Source organism: Paracoccus zhejiangensis (assembly GCF_002847445.1).
GTDB classification, from domain to species: domain Bacteria; phylum Pseudomonadota; class Alphaproteobacteria; order Rhodobacterales; family Rhodobacteraceae; genus Paracoccus; species Paracoccus zhejiangensis.
Genome location: NZ_CP025430.1, coordinates 2,736,432 through 2,752,306 on the forward strand (window position 1 = coordinate 2,736,432; position 15,875 = coordinate 2,752,306).

The window sequence follows — 15,875 nt, forward strand, 5'->3', positions numbered from 1 at the left end:
GGGTGACTGGCTCAGGCTGCCGGGGCCCAGGTCGCACCGGCGGGATCGGCGGTCCCGACCGAGCGATACAGCGCGGCCTCGCCGGTCATCGAGGGGGTCAGAGTATAGGGCAGGTTCTCCGGCACGCTCATCGTATCGCCCGGTGCCAAGGTGGCGCTGCCACCCTCCCAGACCACTTTCCAATGCCCCTTCACCGGCATCAGCACCGCCGGATGGTCATGGCTCTGGCTCGCCTCCGAGGCCGAGCGGTTGGTGATGAAATCAACCTCGAAGCCCGGCTTGTCGCGCAGCTTGCCGTTCTCGCCGATGACCCGTGCCGACTGACGGTCGGCCAGCGCCATCAGGTCCAGATAGCGGGCGACATAGTGAGGCACCACATCGGCGGTCGTGGGTTCGGGGAAGGCCTTCAGCTCGTCTTCGGTCAGCAGCGGCATGGGCTTTTCGCCCTCGGGCAGCGCCTGGCCCTTCTTGCTGTCGTAAAGCTTGCCCTTGGATGACAGGATCAGCCCGTGGTCGCGCGCATCCTCGATCACCTGCGGCGCCCAGATCACCCCGCCCCCGGCATCGTCGCCGCCGAGGATCGCCATGATCATGCCGTAATCGGTGCCGATATTCTCGAAGCCGCGGAAGATGCCGGTGGGGATGTTGAAGATGTCGCCCTCTTCCAGCACCACCTCGCCCGCATTGCCCCAGCGGCCCCAGAAGAAGCGCCAGCGGCCCTTGAGGACGAAGAACACCTCGGCGGTGCGGTGCGAATGCAGGCTGTTGCGGCATTTCGGCGGCTGGCCGGCGGCGCCGATGTTGAAGCCGTGCGGGATCGAGATATGCACATGCTGGTCCGGGCTTTCGCTGACCCCGCCGCCGATGATGGTGAAGTTCTCCTTCTGGTTCGATCCCGGCGTATGGGCATCGATGAAGGCGGTCTTGCAGGGTTGCAGGTCGCCATAGCGGACGATGCGCGCCTCCATCTCGGCGCTGGTGATGCGGTCTCGTTCGAGGGTTTCCATCAGAGATCTCCGGTGTGCAGATGGATCTGTTTCCAGATCGCGACTTCGTCAAACAGGGTGAATTCACGGCGCAGTCCCCAGGGGCCGAACTCGGCATGGGTAAAGCCCATGACATGGACCGGCGCGCCGGTGGGCGGCCCGAAGCGGCCGAAGCCGTCATGCAGCCCGTCAAGGCTCCAGCGGATCGCGGCGCGGTGCGGCTGATGCGGGTCCGAGCGACCGATGACGTGATGGACCGCGAAGCGCGCCGAGGGAAAGGACGAGCGCAGGCGCATCCACATCGCCTCGGCCGCCTGTTGACCCCAACCGCCATGACCGCCGGCATGTTCGATGCGCACGGCACGGTCATATTCCAGGCGGATCACGGAAATGTCCTTCTCCATGATCCGGGTGACGATCTCGGCCAGCCGGGCGCCCCATTCGCTGTCATTGCCGCGCGAAGTGTAGGGTCCGGGCTGGTCCTGATCGGGGGTAAAGGGCCGCGTCGCCTTCTCGGGTCCGCCCTCGGCGATGATCCGGGCGCGGGCGAAATCGGCGGGGTCATGGCCCAGTTGCCGGGCCTGATCGCCGGTGTCATAGGCCAGCCATTCGTCGTCGATCACCTCGTCCAGAACCGAGCAATCGGCGATGCAGCGCACGGTGAAGCGCTTGCCCGAGGGCGGGCCCCAGACGCCGTGGCCAGTATGGGTGCCGGTGATGACGCTGCGATGCGACGACAGGTATCGCCCGTTCGGATCGCCCGACCAGATCACATCCTCGCCGAGAATCTCGAGATCGGGAAAGGCGGCCATCTTGGCCAGCGTGTCATTGATGACCGACTGGTTGCCGATCTTCATCCCGCCGGCATTGCGCATGATCATCTGCGGCCCATAGGCGGTTTCCAACAGCGCGATGCCGCGATCTTCCCAGATGTCCTTGGTGATCCCGAGGATATAGCTGACCGGATCGTCATAGCGCGGCGCGGGGCGCGCGCCCTGCTCGACCGGGTTCGGATCGGCACTCATAGCTCACCCGTATGCAAAAGGATTTGCTTCCAGATCGCGGTCTCATCGAACAGCACCCATTCGCGGCGCAGACCCCGGGGACCGAACTCGGCATGGCACATGCCCATGACATGCAGCTCGGCCCCGGTCGGTCGGCCAAAGGCGCCCCAGCCGGAATGTTTTCCGGTCAGGCTCCAGCGCAGGGCGGCGCGGGGCGGCATCATCGGATCGTCGCGGCCGATGACGTGGTGGATGGTGAAGGTCGCCGCAGGCAGCGCGGCGCGCAGGCCCATCCAGAAATGATCGGCAGCCTCGCGGCCATGGGCGGTCACGCCGCCCGGATGTTCCAGCTGCGCGGCCCGGTCATATTCCGTGCCGATGACGGCCAGGTCAGCGCCCATGATCCGGGTCAGCAGGTCGGCATAACGCTGGCCCCATTCATTGTCGTTGCCGCGACCGAGATAGGGGCCGGGCCGGTCGGTGGCGGGGGTCAGCGGGCGCGATGCCGCCTCGGCCCCGCCCTCGGAGGCGATCTGGGCGCGGGCAAAATCGCGCGGGTCCAGACCCATCTGGCGCACGATGGCACCCTGATCGCGGATCAGCCATTCATCATTGATCTGGTTGGCGATGGCATGGCAGTCGGCCAGGATGCGATAGTGCAGCTTGCGCCCGGTGGCCTTGCCATAGATGCCATCGCCCGCATGGGTGGCGGTCGAGAAGACCCGGTGCGAGGACAGCATCCCCTCCTCGGGCGTGCCTGACCAGATCACATCCTCGCCCAGCAATTGCCTGTCGGGAAACTCGGCCAGCGTCGCCATGGTCGCCGCGATCACATCGCCATTGCCGACCACCACCGAGGCGGGCGAGCGCACGACGATATCGGGTGCGTAATACTGGTGCAGCGTGGCGATGCCGCGGTCTTCCCAGATCTCGCGGGTGATCCCGAGGATATAGTCGGGGAAGTCGCGGAACTTGGGGTCGAAATCCTTCATCATATCCATCCTTCCGGTATCCGGGCCGAGCCGCGCAGGATCAGCGGCCCGTCGATCTCGATCTTTTCCGCCTGCCGCGCCGGGTCCTCGATCTTGCCAAGGATGGTCTCGACCGTGGCCTGAACCATGCGGTTGACTGGCTGGCGCACCGTGGTCAGGTTGTAGGCCGGCCACTCCGCCAGCGGCACATCGTCATAGCCGACGATGGAAACGTCTTCCGGGATGCGCAGGCCCAGCTCGAACCGCAGCACATCCATGACGGCGAAAGCCATGTGGTCATTGCCGACGAAGATCGCGTCGGGCGGTTCAGTCAGCGCCATCATCTGCCGCGCCGCCTCGGCGGCAGCCTCGCGCGCATACATGCCGTCAATCACCGCGACGGGCTGTTGCCCGGCGGCGGTCAGCGTGTCGAGGAACCCGCGCCGACGGTCGCGCCCCGTGGATGATCCCTCCCATCCGGCGATATGGGCGATGCGGCGATGCCCGCCGGCCAGCAGGAACTCGGCTACCTTCACCCCGCCCGCGACATTGGCCGAGGTGACCGAGGAATGGGTGGTTCCGTCCTGCCCCCGGTTGAACATCACAACCGGAATGCCGGCGGCGCCGCAGCGCGCGGTCAGGTCATTGGTCATGGCGACCGAGGCGGTGATGATGCCATCGACCTGGTAGTCGATCAGCTCCTGCATCACCTCGGCCACCTGGCTGTCCGAGTTCTCGGCCATGAAGATCAGGATGTGATAGCCATCGGCCTGCAGCGCGCGCGACAGGCGCTCGATCGCAACCGGGTAGAACTGGTTTTCCAGATAGGCCACCACAAGCCCGATGATCCGCGAGCGCCCGGTGATCAGCGAGCGCGCCAGCACATTCGGGCGATAGCCCAGCTGATCCGCCGCCGCCCGCACCTTTTCCGCCATGGCGGGCGAGACCGAGGCCCCGGGGGTAAAGACCCGGCTGACCGCCGACTGGCTGACCCCGGCCAGCCGCGCCACATCTTGCGAAGTTACCTTTTCCACCGTCATCAGTCCGCCGTCCAACCTCCGTCAACCATCAGCGCCGAACCTGTTACCAAGGCCGAGGCATCCGAGGCCAGATAGATCACCGCGCCCATGATGTCCTCGACCTCGCCGACGCGGCCCAGCTTGATCTTCTCCTCGATCCAGCGGACGCGCTCGGGGTTGGCGAAGGTCGCCTCGGTCAAGGGCGTGCGGATGAAGGTCGGGCAGACGCTGTTGATCCGCACCCGGTCGCGGCCCCATTCCAGCGCCATCGACTTCAGCATCCCCTCCAGCCCGTGCTTGGTGGCGCAGTAAAGCGCCCGGTCGGTGCCGCCGACATGGCCCATCTGGCTGGAAATATGGATGATCGAGCCGCCCTTCCTCGCTGCGATCATCTTGCGGGCAACAGCCGCCGAGAGGAAATAGGCGCCGCGCAGATTGACCCCGACCACCGCGTCGAAATCCTCGGGTCGTGTTTCGAGCGCCGGCGAATGCCGCGCCAGCCCGGCCGAGTTCACCACCACGTCAAAGCCCGGTTCCGCCTCGAGCGTTGCGGCCATGGCAGCGGGGTCGGCCACATCCAGCGCCAGCGCACTGGCGCTTTGGCCCCGCGCGGTCAGCTCGTCCACCACCGCCTGCAGCTTCTCGACGCCCCGCGCGGCACAGACCACATGCGCCCCCTGCCCGGCCAGCGCCGCCGCGCAGGCGGCACCGATGCCGGACGAGGCACCCGTGACCAGGGCCCGGCGGCCATCAAGGCGGAAGGTGGGGGAAACGGGCAGGCTCATGATCTACTCGGCCGCATCGCGATAGGGGGCCGGTGCGCCATAGGGGACATTGATCCCGCCATAGCGGCGCACCCGGATATTGCATTGCTCGGCATGGCCGACGAAACCTTCCAAGAGGCACAGGCGCGAACCATATTCGCCCACCAGCGTCGCCGCCTCGTCGGTCGTCACCCGCTGATAGCTGTGGGTCTTCAGGAACTTGCCGACCCACAAACCGCCGGTATAGCGCCCGGCCTTCTTGGTCGGCAGGGTGTGGTTGGTGCCGATCACCTTGTCACCATTGGCGACATTGGTGCGCGGGCCAAGGAACAGCGCGCCATAGCTGTGCATCTTCTCCAGATACCAGTCGTCGCGGTCGGTCATCACCTGCACATGCTCATAGGCCAGATCATTGGCCAGCTGCAGCATCTCGTCATGGCTGTCGCACAGATAGACATCGCCGTAATCGCGCCACGAGGCCAGCGCCGTCTCGCGCGTGGGCAGAAGGTCCAGAAGCCGGTCTATCTCGGCCAGCGTCTCCTCGGCCAGCTTGCGGCTGTTGGTGATGAGGCAGGCGGGCGAGTTATAGCCATGCTCGGCCTGACCCAAGAGATCGGTGGCGCACAGTTCCGCATCCACAGTGTCATCGGCGATCACCATGGTCTCGGTCGGGCCGGCGAAAAGGTCGATGCCGACGCGGCCGTAAAGCTGGCGCTTGGCCTCGGCGACGAAGGCATTGCCGGGGCCAACCAGCATGTGCACCGGCTCGATCGTCTCGGTGCCGATGGCCATGGCGCCGACCGCCTGCATCCCGCCGAGAACATAGATCTCATGCGCCCCGCCCAGATGCTGGGCGGCAACGATGGCCGGATGCGGTGCACCATTGACCGGCGGCGCCGCCGAGACGATGCGCGGCACGCCGGCGACCGAGGCGGTCAGCACCGACATATGCGCCGAGGCGACCATCGGGAACTTGCCGCCCGGCACGTAGCAGCCGACCGATTGCACCGGGATATTGCGATGACCCAGCACCACGCCCGGCAGGGTCTCGACCTCGATATCCTGCAAGGATGCCCTCTGCGCCTCGGCAAAGCGGCGGATCTGGGTCTGGGCGAAGCGGATATCCTCCATGTCCCGCGTGCTGACCTGCTGCATGGCGGCCTCGATCTCGGACGGCGACAGGCGGAACGAGGGCGGATCGTATTTGTCAAAGGTCACCGACAAATCGCGGATGGCGGCATCACCCCGCGTCTCGATATCCTTCAGCGTCGCCTCGACCGTCGCGCTGACGCGGGCATCATCCTCGGCCCGCGCCTCGGCCGGCTTGCCGGATTTCAGATGTTGAATTGCCATAATTTCATGCCTTCTCGAAATGCGGGCGCTGCCGCGTCCTGTCCTGTTCACCGGGGCGGGGCGTCTGCCCTCACCCGGTCATGCGCTGGCCGGTCTTGGCGTCGAACAGGTGGCACATCGCGGCGGGAATGCTGGTGCCGACCGTTTCGCCGATCTCGGCGCGGAAATCCTTGGGTGCCTTGATCGAGACCAGCGCCTCGCCGATGCGATAGGAGATCATCGAGGACTCTCCCAGCAGCTCCATCGAATAGACCGGCGCGCTCAGCTCGCCACCCTCGGCGGCCAGCGACACGTCCTCGGCCCGGAAGCCCAGGATCACCGGCCCGTCATGGGCCACGTCGAGGCCCGGCACGCGGATGCCCTCGGCCTCGAAGACGCCGTTTCGCAATGTGCCCTCGACCAGGTTCATCGCCGGACTGCCGATGAAGCTGGCCACGAAGGTATTGGCGGGGTTGTCATAGATATCCGTGGGTGTGCCGACCTGCTGGATCTTGCCCTTGTTCATGACCACAACCCGGTCGGCCAGCGTCATCGCCTCGATCTGGTCATGGGTGACATATATGGTCGTGGTCTTCAGCTTGTGCTGCAGGTTCTTGATCTGCGCCCGGGTCGAGACGCGCAGCTTGGCGTCGAGGTTCGACAGCGGCTCATCCATCAGGAAGACCGTGGGCTTGCGGACAATGGCGCGGCCAAGCGCCACCCGCTGACGCTGCCCGCCGGACAGCGCGGCGGGGCGGCGGTCCAGGAGATCGGTCAGTTCCACCATGGCGGCGGCGGCCATGACCTTCTCGTGATGCTGTTCCTTCGGGACCTTGCGGACCTTCAGCGGGAAGCGGATGTTCTCATAGACCGAAAGCTGCGGGTAAAGCCCGTAGGACTGGAACACCATGGCGATGTCGCGGTCCTTGGGCTCCAGCTTGTTGACCATGCGGTCGCCCAGCCAGATCTCGCCCTCGGTCACATCCTCAAGTCCCGCTATCATCCGCATGGTTGTGGACTTGCCGCAGCCCGACGGCCCCAGCAGCACGATGAATTCCTGATCGGCGATATGCAGGTCGAAATTGTCGACCCCGGTATAGGCGCCCCAACGCTTGCAGATATTCTTGAGACGAAGTTCAGCCATCTGATTTCAACCTTTCACGGCGCCGGCGGTCAGGCCGCTGACGATCTGGCGCTGGAAGACCATGACCAGCACGAAGAGCGGGGCCATCGCCGAGACGGCGGCGGACACGGCCAGCATCACCTTGCCTTCCTGCTGGGTCGAGCCGAGGAAGCTCGCGATTTTCGGGACCATCGTCTGGTTTTCCTGCGTCAGCAGCATCGAGGTCACGGTGAAGTCGTTATAGGCCAGCAGGAAGCTGAAGAGGCCCGTCGTCACCACGCCCGGCCACATCACCGGGATCACCGCCAGCCGGAAGGCCTGGAACCGGGTACAGCCATCGACCAGCGCGCTTTCATCCAGGTCCTTGGGGATGGTCATGAAGAAGGAATGCAGCATCCACAGGGTAAAGGGCTGGTTGATCGCCACCAGCACGATGATGGTGGTGGGCAGATAGCCCCAGATGTTCATCTCGAAGAAGGGCAGCAGATAGCCCGAGACCAGCGTCACATGCGGCATGGCCCGAAAGATCAGCGCCGCGATCAGAAGCCAGAAGGTATAGCGGAACCCTGAACGCGCCAGCGCATAGCCCCCGAGCGTGCCGAAGGTCAGCGAGATGGTGACCACCGAGACGACGACGATGCTGGTGTTCAGGACGGCCTTCCAGAAGCCCTGCTGGATCCACGCGGCTTCATAGGCATCGCCGGTGAAGGTGCCGCCGGTCTGCTGCAGCGTCTTCGGCCCGAAGATCGCGTTCATCCAGTCGGTGCGCGAGAAGAAATCGGCCTCGACCTTGAACGAGCCCCAGGCGGTCCAGACGAAGGGAAAGGCGGCCAGCAGCACCCACAGGATGACGAAGCCCGTGGACAGGGCGACCAGCGGCAGCGGTCTTTGATTCAGTGCCTTTGCCATCGGATCAGCCCTTTCTCTTGAATTCGCGCCAGGTGCGGATCAGCACCGGGGTCAGCAGGATCACCACCCCGCCGATGGTCAGCATCGAACTGGCCGCGGCCGAGCCAAACAGCGGGAAATCACCGGACCTGAGGTCGGAATAGATCAGGTAGCTGAGCGAGGTGGCATTCGCCTCGGCCGAGAAGCCGATGATCGGCTCGAAGACCCGGAAATTGTCCATCAGCTGCATCAGCGCGATGAAGGTCGCCAGCGGCATCAGATAGGGGATGGTGACGAAACGGACCCGCTCCCATCGGCTCGCACCATCGACCATGGCGCTTTCCAGCGTGTCCTGCGGCACGGTCTGCAGCCCGGCATAGAAGACCACGAAGGCAAAGGGCGCGCTGTGCCAGACACCATAGACGAACAGCGTCACCCAGGTCAGCGTGGGCGAGGCCTTCAGCGACAGTTGCGGATCGTTGAACACCTGCTGCAGCGTCGCCCCGATGACGCCCCGCGCATCGATCATCCAGAACAGCACCAGCGCCCCGATCAGCGGCGTCACGATCATCGGCAAGAGCGAGAAGAAGATCACCGGCCCCTTCAACCGCGCCGAGACGGTGTTGACGGCGATGGCGATGCAGAAGCCCAGAACGATGACCAGCGGCGTGACGATGAAGGTATAGGCCAGCGTGAAGAACAGCGCCTTGTAGAAGGGCAGGTTCATCACCAGCCGCAGGAACTGGCCGAAACTCTCGCTGCTGCGCCAGGCCGCGCCGACCTCGTCAAAGGCCAGATGGCTGGGGTTCGCGTAGGTGCCCATGCCGTTGAACCGGCCCATCGGGCTTTCGGCGCGCAATTCGCTCATGGCAGCGGCATCCACCCGGCGCTCGGTCCTGCAGCCGAAGGGGCCGCAGCTTTCGACCTCGGTCATCATCTGAGGATGTTCGACGAACAGCGACTGATAACCGACCGAGAGGATCGGGATCGCGATGAACAGGACCATGGCCAGCAGCGAGGGCCAGATGAAGGCAAGAAAGGTTCTGTGCGGCATCGGTCACTCCGTCGAACAGGTCGGGGCGGATGGGCGCCTCAGGGCGGGCGAAGAGGACGGGGCCGGGTAGCCCCGCCGAAGTCAGGATCGGTCAGTCGAGGAAGCCGGCTTCCTTCGCCGCGGTGTTATAGGCGGCGGTCACATCGGCCAGAGCCTGTTCGGCGCTTTCCTGGCCCTGCATGAACTCGGCCAGGTTGTCGCCAAGCGCGGTGTGCAAGAGCCCCATATAGGGCACCATCGGATAGGGCCGCGCACCCGCCTGCATGTCGGCCACCACGCCAACGGCGGCCGGCGTCGCCTCGTAGCCCTTGACCAGCCAGACCGCCGCATCGGCATTGGCCGCAGCCGTCGCAGGCGAGATGCCGACCATCATGGCGCGGAACGAGGCCTCGGCATCCTCGTCCGAGATGTTCTTGGAGATCACGAACCCGTCCCACCACAGGGCGGCGGAGGGGATGGTCCCGCCACCGATCGTCGGCGCGGCAGCGAATTTCGTGGCCTTGGCGATCTCGGGCGAGGGGCTGTCCTCGGCGATATAGGAACCGGCGACCGAACCCCAGCCGATCTGCATGGCGATATCGCCCGCCTCCCAGATGGGCCGCATCAGGTTGCTGTTATAGGTCACCCAGTCGGGGCTCATGAAGGTGCTCATCTCCTTCATCGTCGCCAGCGCGGTCAGGCCGTTCTCATTGTTGATATCGGCCTCGGCGCTGCCCTCTTTGAAGAATTCGCCGCCGGTGCCGAGATAGGTGTTCACGAACTCCGCCGCGAGATCCCAGCCCGGCTTGTAGCCCGAGGCCAAGGGGTTCTGCATCACTCCCTTGTCGCGCAGGGTCTTGGCCGCTGCCAGCACCTCTTCATAAGAGGTCGGCACGGCAATGCCGTTATCGGCCAGGATATCCTCGCGATAGAACAGGTGCTGACCATTGGCCATGAAGGCAATGGCCATGACCTTGCCGTCCACGCGGATCAGCTGGCTTTCCTGCAGATCCTGCCCCCATTTCGCCACGTAGTCATCCAGCGGCCGCACCAGATCACCGGTCAGCAGCGGCACCACCGAATTGGTGGCAATGACAGCCACAGTATAGCTCGCCGGATTGGTGGTCAGCGCCGGCACCTGGATGTTCTTGTGCTCGGTCGTCTGGTTCTTCGTCACGGTGACGGTATCGCTGGCGCAGGTCTCGGCGGCCGTGGCGATGGCGTGAAGGGCGGCGAAATCGTTCGACAGGATCCGCACCGAGCCCTTTTCGATGCCGCATTCCGCCGAGGCGATCCCGGCCGAGGCCAACAGGGCAGTGATCGCGACCGAGGCTTTCAGGAAGTCTTTCATCATCCGTCTCCTGTTGTGTGTTGCCCCGGCGGTCCGGGGCACAAGCTGACTTCGGCGCGGCCTTGCGGCGGCCCGGCGCGAAGCCCTGGATTTTTCCCGCTTCGGGGTTGATTCCCGTTAACGCAAGGTCAATGCTAGCGATGCTTGCATACGAATGCAAGAAATATTGGCGCCGCCAGAAACTCACCGGCAAACCACTGGTATCACGATGAAAACCGACCCTATCGCGACCAAGACCCGACTGCTTCACGACCTGTCCCGCCTGGCAGAATCGTCCCCCGGCCACCTGCCCGACCGTCTCGCCGCGCTTTATGCACCCGATACTGAATGGCGCGGCTCGCATCCGTTGAACGAGATGCGCGGCACGACGGCGATTGCCGGAGCAGTCTGGGAACCGCTGCTGCACGCCTTCCCTGATCTCGAGCGTCGGGACCTGATCCTTGTCGGCGGCTCCTACGAGGGCCGCGACTATGTGGCGGCGGTCGGACATTACTGCGGCACCTTCCGCCATGACTGGCTGACCATCCCGGCCACGGGCCGGACCGCCTTCCTGCGCTATGGCGAGGTGCACCAGGTCCACGACGGCCGGATCGTGCAATCGACCTGCCTCTGGGACATTCTCGACCTGATCCGGCAGGCCGGGTTCTGGCCGCTGGCACCCAGCCTTGGGGTCGAGGGCCTATGGCCCGGCCCGATCACCGGCGACGGGCTGGTGCTGACCCCGCAGGATCCGAATGAAAGCGCCGCCAGCCTGGCCCAGACCCTCGCCATGCATGCGACGCTTGGCGCCTATAACGACACGACCGGCGCCGGGCGCGAGGGGTTGCTCAACATGCCGCAGCGCCAGCACTGGCATCCCCGGATGATGTGGTATGGCCCGAGCGGTATCGGCACCACGCGCGGGCTCGAGGGATTCGTCGATGACCACCAGCTGCCCTTCCGCATCGCCTTTCCGAACCGCAAGGGCGGCGGGCAATGGGACGAGATCGCGGCACTGAAAGCCCAGCATGGCGGCGGGCATTACATCCGCATCGGCGACGGCCCCTATTCCGTCACCGGCGGCTGGCCAAGCGTCTTTGCCCTGCATCAGGGCGGTGGCTTCCTTGGCCTTGGCCCCACCGGCCGCCCTGTGACCATGCGGGTGATGGATTTCTACCTGCATCATCACGGCCTGATCCGCGAGAACTGGGTGCCGCTGGATGTGCTGAACCTGCTGATGCAGATGGGCGTCGACGTGCTGAACCGGATGCAGCGCCAGTTTCGCCGGGGTGCCTGACCCCCGGAACGCAGAACGCCCCGCCAGACGGCGGGGCGTTCGAAACCTCGGACCCTGCGCCTATTCCGCGCTGGCGATGGTCGCCGCCGGGGCATCGGCCAGCTGTGCCAGCCGGATCTGCATCAGCAGCGACAGCTCGTCATAGACCCGCCATTCGTCGACGATCTTGCCATCCTTGTAGTGGTAATGGCTGATCCCCATCAGCTGCACGCGCTTGCCGGTCGGCTCTCCCAGGCCCTGCAGCAGGCCGTAGCCCAGATGGTGCCCTTCCATGATCCAGCGCACGGCAACCTTGGTGCCGCCCTCCTCGCAAGGGGTCGAGCAGATGTGCAGCGGCGTGAACGAGGCATCGGGCAGCGAGCCGATCAGCCCCAGCGTCTGGTGGGTGACGGCGGCGATGCCATACATCTCGGCCATCAGCGGCCCGTGATACTGGCAGGTCGGCGCATAGACATCCTTGATCCGGCCCAGCATCCGCTGGTTCCAGACCGCGTGCAGCCAGTCCAGTGTCTGCCGCTCCAGATCGGTCTTGGCGATGGACAGATCGGCCTTGGCCTCGGGCGGATATTGCCCGACCATCCGGCGGTTCTCGCCGATATCGACCGAGACCATCCCCTTGTCGAACAGCTTCTGCGCCACCTTCAGCGCAAAGCCGTTCGGGTCCAGCCCCAGCTGCCGGATGATCGCCATCTGGTCGGCCACGACCCATTCGCGATAAATCTTGTTGGCGTGGATCATGCAGTCCGCAATGGTCCGCGAGGTGAAAGTGCGGCCGGTCGGCGGACCGTAGTGGCCGTATTGCGTATGCCGCCCCGAGCCGGTGACCAGATGCGAGGTATAGAAGCCCTGCTGGTCATCGCCATCCCAGATCACATGGGTCGCCATGCCCCGCCGCTCGGGCAGGCTGACCAGCCGCTGGATGGTGTCGCGCACCACATCCTCGCGGTCATAGATCGTCCCCATCGTGCCGTAGAGCACGCAGTTATGGGTGTAATGGGTATAAATCAGGCCGATGTCGCGCTCGTCCCAGATGCGATGGGTGCAGCGGACGATATAGTCGACGATGTCAGTATAGATCTCGTCGAAGCCCTGCATCTTCTGGACGCGCGGCCGGTTCTCGGGAACCAGTTCGACGAAGTCGCGCCGCTCGACCTGCAGCACGGCCTCGGCCTTGCCACGTCCCGCCCCCGGCGCCTCATCCTCGGCCGTCCGATCCTTCGCTGACATGTGAGATCCTTCCCGTCTGTGCCCAGCCAATCCTCGATTCCCTCAAGGCTAGCAGGTTTGCATACGAATGCAAGAAACTATCGAGACGGGGTTTCTCATGAGCAATCGCCATCTTCTCAGCGATCCGAGAAGCGGGGAAATGGCAAATCCCTACCTGAATATTCTCGCTGGTATCGGCGACGGAATTCGGCCCTCGCTTCCGTCCCGACCAATGCGAGGAAAGGACCGGCGGTCCCGAGCGCCAGCCCGGTCTGGCGCAAGAAGAAAGTTTCGCTTAAAGCCGGCCTCGCCTCTTTCCCTTCATCCGTGGCGCCGTCTGCCGCAAGAAAGGTTCGTCCATGCTGACCCTCTCGCTGATCGCCGCACCGAAAAATGCCAATCTCGAACCGGCGCTGATCGACAGCCTGCGGAAGGACTGGGGCGGCTCGGAGATGCGCTGGCTCAGCCCCGGCATCGCCGCCGAGTTCCAGATGGTCGAAGCGCCGGCGGACTGGCAGCAGGTCTGGTCCGATCTGCAGAGCATCGCCATCGACCTGGCGATCCAGCCGACAGCCGGGCGGCGCAAGCGGGTGCTGCTGGCAGATATGGATTCGACCATGATCGATCAGGAATGCATCGACGAGCTGGCCGCCGAGGCCGGGGTGGGCGAACGGGTGGCGGCGATCACCGCCCGGGCGATGAATGGCGAGCTGAATTTCCACGAGGCGCTGATCGAACGGGTCGGCCTCTTGGCCGGATTGCCCGAGGAGACCATCCAGAAGGTGCTGGACACGCGCATTACCCTCGCCTCGGGCGGGCCGGAACTGGTGGCGACGATGCGCAAGCACGGCGCCTATGCGGCGCTGGTCTCGGGTGGGTTCACCAGCTTCACCGGCCCGATCGCGCAACAGCTGGGCTTTGACGAGAACCGCGCCAATACGCTTTTGTCGGAAGAGGGCGTGCTGACCGGGCATGTCACCCTGCCCGTGCTGGGGCGCGAGGCCAAGGTCGAGGCGCTGAACGAGATCGTCGCGGCGCGCGGACTGACGCCCGCCGACGTGATCGCGGTGGGCGACGGGGCCAATGATCTGGGCATGTTGCAGCTGGCCGGCTCGGGCGTCGCGCTGCACGCCAAGCCCGTGGTCGCGGCGCAGGCCGGGATCACCATCAACCACGGCGACCTGACTGCGCTTCTCTATCTGCAGGGCTATTCCGCCGAGGAATTCAGCCGCTGATCGCCGCCAGCGTCTCGGCAGCGGGCCGCGCCACCGCCTTTGCCGCGCCGTTGCCGCCCCATTGCGCCGCGTAATCGTGATTTCCCTTGGCGGACGCCGCCGCGTTCAGTGCCTTGGCCGCGTCATAGGCCATCGGGTAGCCCGGCGCATCCTGCTGATCCATCGCCATGAAGCGGTTGACCAGCCCGCGCGCGGGCCGGCCCGAGATCGCGCGGGTCATCTCGGTCGGCGTGGTGGTCAACCGCGCCCGGTGATCCGGTGTGGTGGCCGCCTCGGGTGACAGCAGGAAGGCGGTGCCGCATTGCACCGCCACGGCGCCGGCCGCCATCGCCGCACGCCGGTCCGCCGCCTCCATGATCGCCCCCGCCGCGATCAGCGGCAGGCCGAGTTCACGCAACTCGGCCAAGAGTGGCAGCGTCTCCAGCCGCGTGTCTGCCGCCATGTCCACCGGGTCCATCAGCCCGCGATGCCCGCCGGCCTGCCAACCCTGCGCGATGATGCCATCGACTCCGGCCGCCGCGACGGTGCGCCCGTCCCCAAGGCAGGTAGCCGTGGCCAGAAGGATCGCGCCAGTTTCGCGCAGGGCCTGCATCTGGTCGGGGCGCGGCAGGCCGAAATGGAAGCTGATGACCGGCGGTCGCTCGGCCACCAGCAGGGCCAGCATCTCGTCATTGACGCGAAAGCTGGTGTAGATCTCGTGCAATTCCTCGGGCGGGGTGGCGTCGAAGCGGGCGAAATCGGGCGCCAGCGTCTCGAGCCAGCGCGCCTCTTTCGCCGGGTCATGCGTAGCCGGTTCATGGCAGAAGAGGTTCACGCCAAAGGGCCTGTCGGTCAGTGCCCGGGTCTGGTCCAGCTCCTGCCGGGCGCGGGCCGCGGTGAAGGTCGCCAGTGCGACAAATCCCAGACCCCCGGCATTCGCGACCGCCCCGGTCAGCGCGGGCGTTGAGACCCCAGCCATGGGTGCCTGAATGACATTGGTGGTCGTGCCCAACCCCTCGAACATCGCCCTTCTCCTCTGGTTCAGGCAGACTATTCCATGCCGGGCCGGGCAAGCAAAGCCCGGCTAAAGCGGCCAGATCCGCGACCAGACCCCATCGCGCCGGATCAGCGCGTGTTGCAATGCCGCCGCGATGTGCAACGCCAGAAGCGCGATCAGCAGGAAGGCGCAGGCCTGATGCACCGACTGGAAGACCCCGGCCAGCGCCTCGTTCTTCGGCACCAGCGGCGGCACCCCCAGCGCATCCAGCGATTCGATCGGAAAACGCTCCAGCCGCACCCGCAGATAGCCGCTGATCGGCAGCGCGATCAGCAGGACATAGAGCGCCAGATGGGTCAGCTCCGCCGCGCGGCGCTGCCAAGGCGCAATGTCGGCCGGCAGGGGCGGCGGCGGATGCCGCAGGCGCCAGACCAGCCGCGCCAGCATCAACAGGAACACGATCAGCCCGGTATTCTTGTGAAAGATGAACAGCGTATCCTGCACCGGCCGGGGCAGGCCCTGCTGGATCATGATCAACCCGGCCGGGATCATCAGCAGCACAAGACCTGCGATGACCCAGTGATAGATCCGGGCGGGACGCGCATAGCCCTGCTGATGTTCCATCAGAACCACCCTCCGTTCCGGGCAGGATAGCCCTTTCGCGCCGCCGATCAATCTTTTGCCAGCAATGCGGGAGTGCTTGACCCATTT

The 15,875-nt window shown here is 65.3% G+C and carries 15 protein-coding genes; 2 read left to right on the plus strand and 13 right to left on the minus strand.

Translation table 11 applies throughout. The features are described from left to right. Positions 1 to 11 precede the first annotated feature (11 nt). The 10 genes from CX676_RS13180 to CX676_RS13225 form a co-directional block, all read right to left on the minus strand. A complete protein-coding gene (locus tag CX676_RS13180; protein ID WP_408634461.1) occupies positions 12 to 1,007 on the minus strand; it encodes a cupin domain-containing protein in 996 nt (331 codons plus the stop codon). Next, a complete protein-coding gene (locus CX676_RS13185) occupies positions 1,007 to 2,011 on the minus strand; it encodes a nuclear transport factor 2 family protein (RefSeq protein ID WP_101753030.1) in 1,005 nt (334 codons plus the stop codon). The genes CX676_RS13180 and CX676_RS13185 overlap by 1 nt, the downstream gene beginning before the upstream one ends. Continuing rightward, positions 2,008 to 2,982 carry a nuclear transport factor 2 family protein gene (locus CX676_RS13190; protein ID WP_101754330.1) on the minus strand — a complete coding sequence of 325 codons (975 nt, stop codon included), beginning with the start codon at positions 2,980 to 2,982 and terminating at the stop codon, positions 2,008 to 2,010. Before CX676_RS13190 ends, CX676_RS13185 begins: the two co-directional genes overlap by 4 nt. Continuing rightward, positions 2,982 to 4,001, minus strand: coding sequence for a LacI family DNA-binding transcriptional regulator (locus CX676_RS13195; protein WP_101753031.1), 1,020 nt, complete (start codon positions 3,999 to 4,001; stop codon positions 2,982 to 2,984). Before CX676_RS13195 ends, CX676_RS13190 begins: the two co-directional genes overlap by 1 nt. Then, positions 4,001 to 4,765 carry an SDR family NAD(P)-dependent oxidoreductase gene (locus CX676_RS13200; protein WP_101753032.1) on the minus strand — a complete coding sequence of 255 codons (765 nt, stop codon included), beginning with the start codon at positions 4,763 to 4,765 and terminating at the stop codon, positions 4,001 to 4,003. Before CX676_RS13200 ends, CX676_RS13195 begins: the two co-directional genes overlap by 1 nt. Before the next feature lie 3 nt (positions 4,766 to 4,768). Continuing rightward, positions 4,769 to 6,097, minus strand: coding sequence for a histidinol dehydrogenase (hisD, locus tag CX676_RS13205; protein WP_101753033.1), 1,329 nt, complete (start codon positions 6,095 to 6,097; stop codon positions 4,769 to 4,771). A 70-nt stretch (positions 6,098 to 6,167) separates the two neighbouring features. Then, positions 6,168 to 7,220, minus strand: a complete 1,053-nt coding sequence (locus tag CX676_RS13210) for an ABC transporter ATP-binding protein (protein ID WP_101753034.1) — start codon at positions 7,218 to 7,220, stop codon at positions 6,168 to 6,170. 6 nt (positions 7,221 to 7,226) lie between these two features. Continuing rightward, on the minus strand, positions 7,227 to 8,108 hold the full coding sequence (locus tag CX676_RS13215; protein ID WP_101753035.1) for a carbohydrate ABC transporter permease: 882 nt from the start codon (positions 8,106 to 8,108) through the stop codon (positions 7,227 to 7,229). A gap of 4 nt (positions 8,109 to 8,112) precedes the next feature. Further along, positions 8,113 to 9,141 (minus strand): carbohydrate ABC transporter permease, encoded by a 1,029-nt coding sequence (locus CX676_RS13220; RefSeq protein WP_101753036.1) that lies wholly within the window; start codon positions 9,139 to 9,141, stop codon positions 8,113 to 8,115. 91 nt (positions 9,142 to 9,232) lie between these two features. Beyond that, complete coding sequence (locus CX676_RS13225; RefSeq protein WP_101753037.1) at positions 9,233 to 10,474, minus strand: ABC transporter substrate-binding protein; 1,242 nt, start codon at positions 10,472 to 10,474, stop codon at positions 9,233 to 9,235. 205 nt (positions 10,475 to 10,679) lie between these two features. On the opposite strand from CX676_RS13225, the gene CX676_RS13230 reads away from it, so the two are divergent. Next, the gene (locus CX676_RS13230; RefSeq protein WP_101753038.1) at positions 10,680 to 11,747 is read left to right on the plus strand and encodes a nuclear transport factor 2 family protein; all 1,068 of its coding nucleotides are present in this window, start codon (positions 10,680 to 10,682) and stop codon (positions 11,745 to 11,747) included. A gap of 60 nt (positions 11,748 to 11,807) precedes the next feature. Here CX676_RS13230 and CX676_RS13235 read toward each other — a convergent pair whose 3' ends face one another. Next, positions 11,808 to 12,974 (minus strand): nuclear transport factor 2 family protein, encoded by a 1,167-nt coding sequence (locus CX676_RS13235; protein WP_101753039.1) that lies wholly within the window; start codon positions 12,972 to 12,974, stop codon positions 11,808 to 11,810. A 338-nt stretch (positions 12,975 to 13,312) separates the two neighbouring features. On the opposite strand from CX676_RS13235, the gene serB reads away from it, so the two are divergent. Continuing rightward, on the plus strand, positions 13,313 to 14,188 hold the full coding sequence (gene serB, locus CX676_RS13240) for a phosphoserine phosphatase SerB (protein ID WP_101753040.1): 876 nt from the start codon (positions 13,313 to 13,315) through the stop codon (positions 14,186 to 14,188). On the opposite strand, the gene CX676_RS13245 is transcribed toward serB, so the two are convergent. Together CX676_RS13245 and CX676_RS13250 are read right to left on the minus strand one after the other, a co-directional pair. Further along, positions 14,178 to 15,191: an NAD(P)H-dependent flavin oxidoreductase gene (locus tag CX676_RS13245; RefSeq protein ID WP_101753041.1), complete on the minus strand. Its 1,014-nt coding sequence runs from the start codon at positions 15,189 to 15,191 to the stop codon at positions 14,178 to 14,180. The two genes, serB and CX676_RS13245, sit on opposite strands and share 11 nt — an antisense overlap. A 60-nt stretch (positions 15,192 to 15,251) precedes the next feature. Then, positions 15,252 to 15,788 (minus strand): cytochrome b, encoded by a 537-nt coding sequence (locus CX676_RS13250; protein WP_101753042.1) that lies wholly within the window; start codon positions 15,786 to 15,788, stop codon positions 15,252 to 15,254. Between the last annotated feature and the right edge of the window lie 87 nt (positions 15,789 to 15,875).